This is a genomic window from Bacteroides celer (assembly GCF_002632415.2).
GTDB lineage: Bacteria > Bacteroidota > Bacteroidia > Bacteroidales > Bacteroidaceae > Bacteroides.
Genome location: NZ_CP178209.1, coordinates 127,574 through 141,257 on the forward strand (window position 1 = coordinate 127,574; position 13,684 = coordinate 141,257).

7 protein-coding genes are annotated in these 13,684 nt (G+C 41.8%); 6 read left to right on the forward strand and 1 reads right to left on the reverse strand.

Going from position 1 to position 13,684, the window contains the following annotated elements:
* Positions 1-7: 7 nt before the first annotated feature.
* On the reverse strand, positions 8-3,991 hold the full coding sequence (locus tag CJF29_RS00385; protein WP_074556651.1) for a hybrid sensor histidine kinase/response regulator transcription factor: 3,984 nt from the start codon (positions 3,989-3,991) through the stop codon (positions 8-10).
* 156 nt (positions 3,992-4,147) lie between these two features.
* On the opposite strand from CJF29_RS00385, the gene CJF29_RS00390 reads away from it, so the two are divergent.
* The 6 genes from CJF29_RS00390 (at position 4,148) to CJF29_RS00415 (ending at position 13,678) form a co-directional block, all read left to right on the forward strand.
* Positions 4,148-5,194 carry a glycoside hydrolase family 130 protein gene (locus CJF29_RS00390; RefSeq protein ID WP_007762513.1) on the forward strand — a complete coding sequence of 349 codons (1,047 nt, stop codon included), beginning with the start codon at positions 4,148-4,150 and terminating at the stop codon, positions 5,192-5,194.
* 17 nt (positions 5,195-5,211) lie between these two features.
* Positions 5,212-6,459, forward strand: a complete 1,248-nt coding sequence (locus CJF29_RS00395; protein WP_009001254.1) for an MFS transporter — start codon at positions 5,212-5,214, stop codon at positions 6,457-6,459.
* A gap of 166 nt (positions 6,460-6,625) precedes the next feature.
* Positions 6,626-7,786, forward strand: a complete 1,161-nt coding sequence (locus CJF29_RS00400; RefSeq protein WP_175486871.1) for a glycoside hydrolase family 130 protein — start codon at positions 6,626-6,628, stop codon at positions 7,784-7,786.
* A gap of 8 nt (positions 7,787-7,794) precedes the next feature.
* Complete coding sequence (locus CJF29_RS00405) at positions 7,795-10,962, forward strand: SusC/RagA family TonB-linked outer membrane protein (RefSeq protein WP_074556600.1); 3,168 nt, start codon at positions 7,795-7,797, stop codon at positions 10,960-10,962.
* A 14-nt stretch (positions 10,963-10,976) separates the two neighbouring features.
* Positions 10,977-12,917 carry a RagB/SusD family nutrient uptake outer membrane protein gene (locus CJF29_RS00410; RefSeq protein WP_009001251.1) on the forward strand — a complete coding sequence of 647 codons (1,941 nt, stop codon included), beginning with the start codon at positions 10,977-10,979 and terminating at the stop codon, positions 12,915-12,917.
* A 32-nt stretch (positions 12,918-12,949) separates the two neighbouring features.
* Positions 12,950-13,678, forward strand: coding sequence for a DUF3823 domain-containing protein (locus CJF29_RS00415; protein ID WP_009001250.1), 729 nt, complete (start codon positions 12,950-12,952; stop codon positions 13,676-13,678).
* Positions 13,679-13,684: the final 6 nt, after the last annotated feature.

A 13,684-nucleotide genomic window follows, 5' to 3' on the forward strand; every position in this document is an offset into this window, starting at 1 on the left:
TAAATGGTTATTTAGTATCTTTTTCTTCTGTTTGTTCGCTTCTGTATTCTTTGGGAGATGTATTGTACAATTTCGCAAACTCCCGGTAGAAATAAGACTTGTTCGAGAAGCCTGATTTATACATAATTTCGGTAACGGTGAGCTTAGTTGTTTTTAGCAGGCTAGCGGCATACTCTAAACGAATGGTACGGACAAACTCGCTTGGTGTTTTTTCAGTCAATTCTTTGAGTTTGCGGTACAATCCTGCTTTACTTACTCCTATAAAGTCTGCAAGAGAATCCGGATTCATGGATTCATCGTCGATATTATCTTCAATGAACTTGATAATCTTGTTCAGTAATAATTCATCCTCTTTGTGCATGGTGATCCCATCCCTTACAATAAGAGAGGAACGGCCGGATTTGAAATACTCTTTCATCAGAGAGTATTTATTAATCATATTCTCTACCGCACTCAACACATGTCTTGGATGGAAAGGTTTAGGGATATACAAATCTGTCCCGTGATTATAGGCATTGATCTGGTCTTCAATAGAGTTTTTGGCAGAAATATGAATAACCGGAATATGCGCTGTCCGTTCATTAGACTTCAATATATCTGTCAGTGTAATGCCATCTAGTTTGGGCATTAATACATCACTGATAATGATGTCCGGTTGCTTTTGTTCTACTTCTTTCAGCGCCTCTTCTCCATCGGCAGCTTCGCGAACCTGATAGTAGGGAAGCAGAATATCTTTCAACAGTTCCCGGATATTCTTTTCGTCTTCTACAATCAGTATGGTAATTTCTTTCTGCTTAGGAATGAAAAGCATTTCACTGATCTCTGTCTCTTCTTCTGTAGGCTGACTTTCTTTTTCGGAATTCACGTGCATAGGAGGCAGGGATACATTGAATTCTACATATTCTCCCAAAGTACTTTCTATAGTGATTTCTCCACCTAATAATTCAGTCAGGCTTTTGGTTAGGTTCAGACCCACTCCGGTACTTCCGGCGTGCTTCAGGTTACTGCTCTCGAAAATCTTAAAGCGACTGAATATTTCGCTCGTTTGCTTTTCAGTCAATCCCTTACCAGAGTTGCGTATACGGAAATGTAATGTTCCGGTAGTGGCATTCTGTCTTATTTCAGCCCGGATATATCCTCCGGATGGTGTATACTTGAAGGCGTTAGATAATAAGTTGAATATAATTTTTTCCAGTGCATTCCGGTCTGTAGTAAAAGACGACACTTCTTTACTTTTGAAACTAAAGTCTATTTTATTCTCTTCAGCAATTTCAGTATAGTTGTCTGACACATAATCAACGAGTAGCTGGATATCTACTTTCTCTGTATAGATAGCCGTATGTCCCGATTCTGCTTTCCGAAACTCCATTAGTTCGTTGATGAGTTTCTGCATCCGGTCGGCATTGTTCTTGATGATGTAGATATACCTTTTCGTATAACTGTCAAGGTCTGCTTTTTCCAGCAGATGCTGTGCCGGACCATATATCAGTGTTAGCGGAGTGAAGAACTCATGTGCCACGTTCGTAAAGAAGTTCAACTTCGATTCATGAATACGTTGTTGATTTTGCTTTTCAATATGTTCTAGTAAAATCTGGCGATTCAGTCGGATACGATTCTTGATGACAGACTGTGTTATATAAATAGCAATAGCAATTAAAATAAAATAGATAATAAAGGCAGTAGTACTTAGCCACCAGGGATAGGCGACATCCAGATGAAGAGAGTAGATCTGATTGCTCCATACACGGTCACCATTAGTACATTTTACTTCCAGTTTATATTTCCCCGGAGGAAGTTTGGTGATGACGATATTGGGGTTGTTTTCGTTGTAAATCCATTCATCGGCGAAGTCAATAATCCGATAACTAAATTCGCAGTTCTCGTTGTTGATAAAGTCGTGTGCTGTGAACCCTAATGTAATGTAAGGTTCGTCATAGTCGAGCCGGAGCGTATGATTAAAAATACGCTCGTAAATGTTTTGGCTGGTATTATTAATTTTTAGACTATTCAAACTTAGAGTAGCAATATGGTCCCGTAAACGTATTTTGTTCTCATCGAAATAATTCAGCCCACTGACTCCTCCGAAATACAACCATCCTGCTTTATCCTTAAAAATCGCTCCATCGGAAAATTCATCATTTTGTAATCCGTTTCTGGAAGAATAGTTAGTAATCTTTCCCGAAGATAGATTAATAAAAGAGATACCTTGATTGGTACTTGCCCAGATATTACCGTTTTCATCTTTCAGAATACCGTGAATCGTATTGTTGGGTAGTCCGTTGTGATCCGTATATTCCATAATAGATGGCGGAATGTCTGCCGGAGATAATCGATTGAGGCCGTAACTGGTGCCTATCCAAATGCTGGCAGAATCTCCTTTGGTCAGATAGAGTATATCATTGTTGGTTAGGGATAAAGTAGAGTCTATCTCATGAATTTGTTGGAAGCATTCGGATGCGATATCGAACTTATTGATTCCGCCGCCTCGTGTGCCTAGCCAAAGTTCATTTTCATTATACCCGGCAATGACCGAATAAATGATATTATTACTTGGTGAGGAAGGTCCGGGAGATTTATATTGTTTCATTTCTGTCACTTTATAACTTTTTCCTTCCCTTTGCAAGGTTAGTTTGATAAGTCCATAGCCGGAAGTGCCCAACCATAATAGTGAGTCGTTATGAGTGAACAGAATGCTGTATACAGCTTTGAAAGTCGGATATTCAGCAGGAATGCTTAACTTCTTTACCTGACTGCTATTAAGTGGAATATAATTGATGCCCGTTCCCTCGGTTCCGATAAATATGTCTCCGGACATATTTTTTCGGATAGTATAGACAGAATTGGAAATCAATCCGTTGCCGGTTGACAGATAAGGTTCGACCTGCCGTTCCTGTTTGTCAAGCAGCAGAATTCCTTCTCCTTTGGTTCCCACGAGTATATTACCATTATCTTCTTCGCAAAAACAACGTACGGGATAATCAGTTTTTACGGTGTGGAATGGAGAACTGTGTTCATAGACTTCCAATACTCCTTGCCCGTCGGTGCCTACCCAGAGTATATTCTGCGAACCGATGTAGATGGTGAAAATGGATGCTTTCGCTGGTAATTGAGGTAATTCCATTGAAGCATTATCTTCCAGATTATACCTGATACATCCCCCTTCGATAAAGCTGATGAGAAGATACTCTTTGTGGCGGATAACTTGCGAAACCGTTTTATTTTCTGGAATATCTATGCTATTCAGTATGCGGTTGTCCAAAGAAACAGTTAATGCCCGGTCATCGTTAATGATAAGATAATCTTGAGAAAGATAAATGCCGGAAATGGAAGCAGGTTGTTTGATTTCTTTTTTGAACGAGAGTTCTGGATTAGAGCTATGGACAGATAGTTGATAATGTAATAATTGTCCATGTCCTGTGAGGAAGAATACTTGGTCTTTGGAATCAATAACGAAATTTTTGATGTCATCAGGAAGATTATTCTTCAATGGAACAAAGTCCTGTTTCCGGTCGTCAAAATAGAATAAACCTTGTTCCTTCACATAGCAGATAATGTATTTGCCGGAAGTGATACCCAGCAGGAATGATTTCTCTTGTTTGGGCGGATTGTTCTGCGTACCTAAATAATAAGGAGTAAATTGCTGTGTGGAACGTTTCCACCGGTTGACACCATAGTCGGTAGATACCCACAAGACAGAGTCATTTTGCTCGATAATTTGCCAGATTACATTATTACTGATAGATCCTGCATTTTTTTTATTATAAGAATAGGTTTTAAAGCTACGTCCGTTGTAGGCATTCAGCCCGTCCCATGTTCCTACCCAGAGAGTATGTTCCGAATCTTCCAGAAAACAATTCACTGAATTATTGGATAACCCGTCTGCATTCGAAATCTGTTTCACTACATTCTGGGAATGTAATAAAACAGGCATCAGGCATGAATAAATAAGGATGCAGATGTAGCGGAAATATGAGTGTTTTCGTAGAATCATGTCGCAAAGATAGAGAGGAAAAATAAGAAAACAAAGATAAAAATATGCTGTACAACACCTGTATACCCTTTTGAGAATATAGTACACCTTTTCCGTTGTTGTGCAGGGTAGCTTTGTCACCAGAAATAAAAACAACACATATTTAATAATCTGAAAATGGATATTGCAAAACGATTTCATCAAAACCCATTGTTGAAACCCTCCGACTTACAACCAGGAATAGAAGGTATGGAAATCACCTGTTTCCTGAATCCCGGTGTGTTCCGTTTCGACGGAAAAATTTGGTTATTACTGCGAGTGGCCGAACGGCCTGTGCAGAAACAGGGAGTTATTAGTTTTCCCGTATATAATAAAGATGGAAAAATAGAAGTGCTCTCTTTCGATGAGAATGACCCGAAACTGGATGCTTCTGATCCTCGTGTGATAGGATATGCAGGGCAGAATTATCTGACTACCATGTCTTATCTCCGACTGGTGTCGAGTGAAGACGGAATTCACTTCAAGGAAGAGCCGGATTATCCTCCTATTTTTGGTAAAGGAGCATTAGAGGCTTTTGGCATTGAAGATTGCCGGGTGGCCACTACTGCCGATGGTTATTATCTTACGTTTACGGAAGTCTCTTCTGTAGCTGTTGGTGTAGGGCTGATTCATACTTATGACTGGAAAAACTATACTCGTTATGGCATGATTTTCCCTCCTCATAATAAAGATTGCGCGCTGTTTGAAGAGAAAGTGAACGGAAAATATCTTGCACTGCATCGTCCGAGTAGCCCAGAGTTGGGTGGCAACTATATTTGGCTTGCCGAATCACCCGACCGACTGCATTGGGGCAACCACTGTTGCATTGCAACTACCCGTCCTGATAGTTGGGACTGTGCCCGCGTGGGTGCAGGAGCGGCACCTATTTGTACAGAGGAAGGGTGGTTGGAAATTTATCATGGTGCGGACTATCAAAACCGTTATTGTCTGGGAGCTCTTCTACTTGATTTAAATGATCCTTCAAAGGTAATTGCCCGAAGTAAAGAACCTATCATGGAGCCTGTTGCTCCTTACGAACAAACCGGATTTTTCGGGAATGTAGTTTTCACCAACGGACATTTGGTAGAGGGAGATAAGATAAGGCTTTATTATGGTGCCAGTGATGAAGTAATCTGTGGGGCGGAGTTGTCTATTGCAGAGATTCTCCGTTCATTAAAGTCGTAATATAAATAAGATAGATAATGAATAAACTAAAAAGAGAGTATCAGTTCTTCAAACAGCAAACTTCTAATGTACGGGTCTTGCTGATGACTAATCTTCTTTATGCGCTGGTGCTTCCTGTAGTTGAGATTTTTGTGGGCGCTTATGTGATGCGCCATACCAGTGAACCGGTTTCGGTGGCTTTTTATCAGCTTTTCATGTACATTGGTATCATCACTACCTCATTTGTGAATGGTTTCTTGTTGCGACATGTGAGTGTGAAGATGCTGTATGCAGGAGGGATATTAGTTAGTGGATTGTCGATGTTTGCCATGATGTTGGTAAAGTCATTAGGCTTTGTGGAATTGGGTATAGCCGGATTTGTACTTGGAGCTGCATCGGGCTTCTTCTGGACCAATCGCTATCTGCTGACTCTGAATAACACGACAGATGATAGTCGTAACTACTTCTTCGGGCTGGAGTCTTTTTTCTTTTCCATTACTTCGATTACTGTACCTTTATTGATTGGAGCATTTATCAGTCAGATAGATGGCAGGGAAATAATGGGATGCCTGATTGATATTAATGGAGCCTATCGGTTGGTGACGGTTGGAGTAATCATAGTGACTTTGTTTGCTGTAGCCGTTTTATGGCGTGGTAAGTTCGCCAATCCGGTGCAGAAGAATTTTCTGTATTTCCGGTTTTGTACACTTTGGAAAAAAATGTTGTTGCTGGCTTCCCTGAAAGGAATGGTACAGGGATTTTTGGTGACCGCTCCTGCTATTCTGGTTCTGAAGTTAGTAGGTGATGAAGGCGTATTGGGTTTAATACAGGGAATCAGTGGTACACTGACAGCTGTTTTGGTTTATGTATTGGGACGAATAACCAAACCTGAAGACCGGTCGAAGGTATTTATAGCCGGGCTACTTGTCTTTTTTATCGGTACTCTGTTCAACGGAATCTTGTTTTCAGCCACCGGAGTGATTATCTTTGTCCTCTGTAAGGTGATCTTTCAGCCATTGTTTGACTTGCCTTATTACCCTATTATGATGCAAACCATCGATGCAGTAGTAAAAATCGAAAAAAGAAATGAATATACCTATATTTTAAGCCATGAGTTCGGACTATTTCTGGGACGTGCTTTCGGACTAATACTTTTTATGGTACTCGCATTTGTCATATCACAGGATTTTGCATTGAAGTATGCATTGATCCTGGTGGGAGCTTTGCAGTTGATTGCCTATCCATTAGCCCGGAACATCATCAGACAGAATCAAGCTATTCGCTAATATTTCAAAATCGTTAAATCGTCGTTGCAAACGAATGAATTATTATGTTGTACAGCACCTATATACCCTTTTGAGAATATAGTACACTCAATTTTTGTGGAGCGAGGGTAGTTTTGCTGACAGAAAAACAAGGAACGACTGATTCGGAAAAACTAAAAAATGACGTATGATAAAACTAAAAGCTGTAATCTATTTAATTAGTATGATGACACTTGCCGGATGCTCGGGTCAGAAGCAAACATCTGCTGTTGTTGAAGAGCAGAACGAACATTGGATAATAGGTCCTTTCGTTCGTCCGGAAGGAGTGAATCCGGTGATTTCTCCACAACCGACTACTTTTCAATGCCCGATGCGCAAGCAGTTGGTAAAATGGGAGGAGAGTGATACTTTCAATCCGGCAGCCACCGTTAAAGATGGAAAGATTGTAGTACTCTATCGGGCAGAAGATAATTCAGCGCAAGGTATAGGAAAGAGAACATCCCGCATTGGCTATGCAGAAAGTACGGATGGAGTGACGATGAAACAATCGGATGTCCCTGTATTATTCCCTTCCGAAGACGATTATAAAGAAATAGAATGGGAAGGAGGTTGCGAAGACCCGCGTGTGGCAATGACGGAGGATGGATTATATGTAATGCTCTATACAGCTTGGAATCGTCATCTCCCCCGTCTGGCAGTTGCTACTTCCACCGACCTGAAGAACTGGACAAAGCATGGACTTGCTTTTGCAAAAGCGTATAACGGACGTTTTGCCAATATAGCGAGCAAATCTGCTTCTATTGTTACCGGGGTGAAGGATGGAAAACTTGTCATTGAGAAAGTGAATGGCAAATATTTTATGTATTGGGGGGAAAATGCCGTATGTGCAGCAACTTCCGACAACCTGACAGATTGGACACCGGTATTGAACGAGAATAATGAATTGAGAGAAATTGCCAAACCCCGCAGCGGCTATTTTGATAGTCGTTTGACAGAGTGTGGTCCTCCTGCCATAAAAACAACAGATGGTATTGTCCTACTGTATAATGGTAAGAACGGATATAAAGAAGAAAGAGATTCGGAATATCCAGCTGGAGCTTATTGTGCAGGGCAGTTTTTGTTCGATGCCGATGATCCTTATCAAGTACTGGGTCGTTTGGATAAACCATTCTTTGTGCCTGAGGCTGCTTTTGAGAAGAGTGGTCAATATAAAGACGGAACAGTATTTATAGAAGGATTGGCTTACTTCAAAAATAAACTATATCTCTATTATGGCTGCGCTGATTCGCAGGTTGCAGTAGCGATATGTGATAATAATATGGATTTAAAACTCAAAACACATAACTAATTTAATCTATGAAACATGGTTGTAAAATGAACACGGTTGTCTCAAAGTCGTTCAATGACCGGCTGAAGATAGCTACTGTTTCAGCTTTAATGGCAGGGACGTTCTTGTGTCTACCTTTCACGGTATATGCAGAAAATCCTTTGATATCAGATGTTGAACAGACGGTACGGAATATCTCGGTAAAGGGTGTGGTGGTTGATGCCAATGGAGAACCTGTTATCGGAGCTTCGGTACAGTTGAAGGGGAGTACCGGTATAGGAACGATTACTGATTTGGATGGTAAGTTCACTTTGTCAGTTCCGGCTAACGGAGTGTTGCAAATATCCTATATCGGATATAAAACGGCTGAAGTGAAAGTAAACGGACAAGCCGGATTGAAAGTAACTTTGCAGGAAGATACGGAAACGTTGGATGAAGTGGTAGTAGTAGGTTATGGTATTCAGAAGAAAGCTTCTGTGACTGGATCGGTAGCTGCCATCTCTTCGGATAAGTTGATGGAGGTAAAAGCTCCTAGTGTGACAAATATGCTTGCCGGACGTTTGCCGGGGCTGCGTGCCGTGCAACGTAGTGGTAGTCCTGGCGATGACGGAGCTTCTGTTGATATTCGCGGATATGGAAGTATGTTGGTGATTGTGGATGGTATCGAGCGTGATTATGCCCAACTAGACCCGAATGACATCGAATCAATTTCCATACTGAAGGATGCCGCCGCAGCTGTTTACGGTTTTAAAGGTTCTAATGGAGTTTTATTGGTGACTACTAAAAAAGGAACGGAGCAAAAGGCAAAGATAGAATATAATGGTTACGTAGGTTTTCAGAAAGTGACCCGCTATCCGGAAATGATGAATGCCTATGAGTATGCTTCACTTTACAATGAAGCGATTCATAATGCGAATCCGTGGCGCGGAGCTTCTGCTTACTCGCAGGAGCAGCTGGAAGCTTACCGGAATGGTACGGCAGGTACGGATTGGTGGAATGAAACCATGCGTAGCTCAGCTCCTCAAACTTCACACAACTTGAGCATGACGGGAGGTACGGAGAAGGTGAAATATTATATGTCTATCGGATATATGGATCAGGGCGGCATCATCCGTTCGGGCGACTGGAACTACCAACGTTACAATGTCCGTTCAAACCTAAGTGTAGAAGTTGCTAAAGGGGTGAACGTAGAGTTGCGTTTGAGCGGACGGTTTGATAACCGCAAGAAGCCTTATAACGGCGATAATCTGTTCCGTTCGGCACAAATGGCAATCCCGACTTATTCCATGTATGCCAATGATAATCCGGATTATTGGGGAGCGGTAGGTGATATGGCTAATCCTGTACATGTATCCAGTTCGGATGACAGCGGATATGAAGATCGTCTGCGTCGTGAATTTAACAGCTCATTGGCTATTACCTGGAAACTTCCATGGGTGAAAGGACTGATGGCAAAAGCATTGGTTGCTTATGATTATACAAATAAGGAATGGAAAACATGGAGGAAAGATTTGTCGGAATATACTTATGATTATGCCAATGAAGAGTATATAGAGAAGGTGATTAATACCGCACATCTGGAATCGAAACTGGAAAATTATGATAAACCGACTTATCAGTTCTCAATGAACTATAATAATACGTTTGCCAAGAAGCACAATATTGGTGCTATGCTGGTATGGGAAATGTATAATGACAAAAGAAGTTGGGTGACCGGAACACGTGATTTTGCTATCGGACTCATTCCTGACTTGGATTATGGAGATAAAACCAATCAGGAAGCCTCCGGTAAAACACAGGAAACGGCACATGCCGGTCTGGTGGGGCGTTTGAATTATGATTTTTCCAATCGCTATCTTGTTGAGTTCAATTTCCGCTACGATGGAACCTATAAATTCCGTGAAGGTAACCGTTGGGGATTTTTTCCAGGTGTGTCTTTAGGGTGGCGTGTTTCCGAAGAGGCCTTTTTCAAGAAACTGTTGCCTGATATGGACAACCTGAAAATCCGTGCTTCGTATGCCAAAGTGGGAGATGAAGGAGACTTCGACGCTTTTCAATATCTGGATGGATATACATCTCATGGGAGCTATATTATGGGCAGCAACGGAGTGACTTCCGGTATGACTACGGTAGGTATGGCCAATCCGTGGCTGACCTGGTATGAATCAAAGATTATGAATATTGGCTTTGAAGCCTCTTATCATAGAGGATTGATTTCCGTAGAATTCGATTGGTTCCGTAGAAACCGTTCGGGACTTCCTGCTACTCGTGTAGGATCATTACCTACTATTTTCGGAGAATCAATGCCGCAGGAGAATCTGAATTCTGATATTAATACGGGATTTGAGATTGTAGTTGGACATAAGAACCGGATTGGTAACTTCAATTATAATGTGTCGGCTAATTTCTCTACTACCCGGATTAAGTATGATTATGTAGAGAGAGCTGCTTCTACCAATATGTATGATGATTGGCGTAATAACACGAACGGTCGTTATAAAGATATTCGTTGGGGAAAGAAAGTTATTGGACAGTTCTCCAGTTTCGAGGAAATCTTGAATTCACCGGTTCAGGATAAAGACGGTAACCGTTCATTAATGCCAGGTGATCTGAAATTTGAAGACTATAATGGGGATGGCATTATTGATGATAACGATACGCAGCCACTCGGACATGGTGCTACTCCACGTATGTATTATGGATTGAATATGTCCGGAGAATATAAAGGATTCGACCTGACGGTATTCTTTCAGGGGGCAGCAGGTCATGATATTTATGTCAGTGGGGATATTCTGGACCCATTTATCCAGCAGGGTTTGGGTAATGGACTGGCCATCATGACCGACCGTTGGCATCGGGAAGACCCGACCGATCCTTATAGTAAGTGGATTTCCGGGTATATGCCTGCCGCTCGTGTAGCGGGTGTTGCGGATAATCGTTCTGGTAATTCATGGTCACTGCACAATGCAAGTTATCTGCGTCTGAAAACATTGGAGCTAGGGTACACACTACCTAAAGCATTGACGAAGAAAGCAGCTATCGACCGTGTGCGTTTTTACATCAACTGCAACAATCTGCTGACTTTCACTAATCGTGATGGATTGATGAAGAATGTTGACCCGGAAAGCAACTCTAGCGGAGTGCGCTATTACCCGCAAATGAAGACATATAACTTTGGTGTGAATGTAACCTTCTAAAATCTATAAAGACAATGAATAGAAATTATTTGAAATATATATGGATAGCCGGAGTATCTATCCTCGGATTGACGGGATGTGATGATTACCTGAATCGTGAAAGTACCAGTGGGGTTAACACTCCGGATCTAATTTGGCAGAATCCGAAAGCAATTACAGCCGTTTTGGCGGATATGTATGATTCCGGATTAAAGCTGGATGAGTTTGATGATTGGTATGGAAGCAAGAAAGCGAATTTGGCGAATCAGACCAGTCTTTCGGATGAGGCTACGGCCAGTTATCAGAAAGAGAGTGCATTTGATAAATCAAATTCTACTTATTCTTATGGCGATTATGTATTTAATGACGATATGGTGACTCGTTATAAACAGATCCGTATCGTAAATAACTTCCTGCTGAATATCGAAAAGACTTCAGTGCTGAGTGAGGATGAAAAAGAAGAGATTGGAGCAGAAGCTCGCTTTATCCGTGCAATGCAGTATTTTGGGTTGGTGAAACGTTACGGAGGTGTGCCTTTGCAAACTATTCCTCAAGAATACACCGCCGGAAATACGCAAGCGCTGTATCAGGCTCGTGATACGGAAGCAGCTACGTATGATTTTATAATCAAAGAGTGTAAAGCCATCTATGGATCATTGCCGGAAGTGCGCAACAGCGATGCCAAATATCGGGCCAATCGTGGGGCGGTATTGGCTTTGTGGTCTCGTGCAGCATTGTATGCCGGTACTATTGCCAAATACTCTAAAACACTTACCTTGACGGGGGAAGCCGTTTCCAAAGGCTATGTTTATATTCCAGAGACAGAAGCAGAGCGTTACTTTGACGAATGTTATACAGCTTCATCAAAGATTTTGGATGAGATGGTTCCTCGTGTATATAGCTTGTACAAGTCGACAAGTACGGATCCGGAAGAGCTGGCACAGAACTTTTATAATCTTTTTTCTAAGACAGTGAACGGAGATAATGGAGAGTATATTTTTCAGAAACAGTATAATGTAGCTGCCGGAAAAGGGCATATGTGGGATAAACTGAACGTTCCTTTCTCATATCGTGGTGATGGTTGGGGATGTGGTATGTCTCCGGTTCTGGAAATGGTTGAGGAATTTGAATATATCGACGGTACAGAAGGTAAACTAAAAATGAAGGATAGCGGTGGAAAGGCGATTAGCTACGACAGTTCGTATGACATCTTTAAAAATAAAGATCCTCGTTTATTAGGTTCCGTTTACTTGCCTGGCGCTGATTATAAAGGATATGGCGGTGGTAAAATAGAGTGGATGCGCGGAGTAATCAACGGACAGGATGGAATAGGAACCAAATATGAAGCTTCCGCTCAACCGGATAAGGAGAATAAGGTAGTTATCGACGGACAGACTTACAATACTTCCGGGAAAGACGGTGGTTCATTAAGTGTAGGTGACGCCAGCAAAACAGGTTTCTATCAGCGTAAGTTTTTGGACGAAAGTCTGACGGATTATACGGATATTGATGCAAAACGTTCTTCTACTCCTTGGGTTGTGTTCCGTCTGGCAGAAATCTACCTGAATCGTGCAGAGGCTTGTATGGAGTTGAATCAGCATTTGGATGTGGCTTTGAAAGATATCAATGAGATCCGTGGCAGGGCAGGTATCAAGCTGTTGACTGCCGGCGATCTGACTCTTGACAAGGTTCGCCATGAACGAAAAGTGGAACTTGCTTTTGAGAAGCATCGTTACTGGGATTTGAAACGTTGGCGTCTGGCCCATTTGGATGTCAGCAAAGGTGGCTTGACTAATTTCCGTGGTACAGCTCTTTGTCCATATTACAATGTCAAGAGTGGAAAATACACATTTGAAACTGGGGTACCTGAAAAGAGAAAACGTCTTTTCCTCGAAAAGAACTATTATACGGTTTTCCGTGCGGAAGATTTGAGTACAAATCCGTTGATGACGCAGAATCCGGGTTACGGCAACTGATATGTTCAATTATAAGTTAAAGAAAAACCGATATGAATAAAATAATAAATATAGGATTGACTGCATTATTCGCCTGCTTCATGGTAGCATGCGAAAATGACATCGACAATTATGATGCGCCGAATGGCGGTGTGCATGGCACCATTTATGACAAGGAAACGAATGAGCCGATTCCCATGCCTGTGCCGGGAAGTAGTGGGGTGATGATGAGTTTGTATGAGCAGAACACCGGAGCTACTGCTTCGGTCGATTTCCGGGCCCGGCAGGATGGGACATTTGAGCATACCAAAGTATTTAATGGTAATTACCGCATTCAGGCAAAGGACGGCCCTTTTGTTGGAGTGTGTGAGGGATATGTCACCGTGAACGGACAAACGCAGGTTGACTTATATACCATTCCATTTTCGCGTATTAGTCTTGATGTTACTGTATCCGCAGATAATAAACTGACACTTACCTACGATGCAAAGACATCGAACGAAACATTGCAACTGACAGATGTTTCCGTTATCTGGAATTATGCTCCGGGAGTAGACGTGAACAATGCTAATCATGCTACTCTTTCTTCATTGGGAACAAAGGCCAGTGGTACGCATGTCATTGACTTGATGAGTGATACCGAATTTATTGAGAATCACTATAAGATTGTTTCCAATAAGAATCGGGTATACGTGCGTGTTGCGGCTACGGTAACGGCGGAAAGCAAACCGTATGTGAACTATAGCCGGGTGGTGGAAGTAACTGTGAATGATATCAGATAAGGTAAA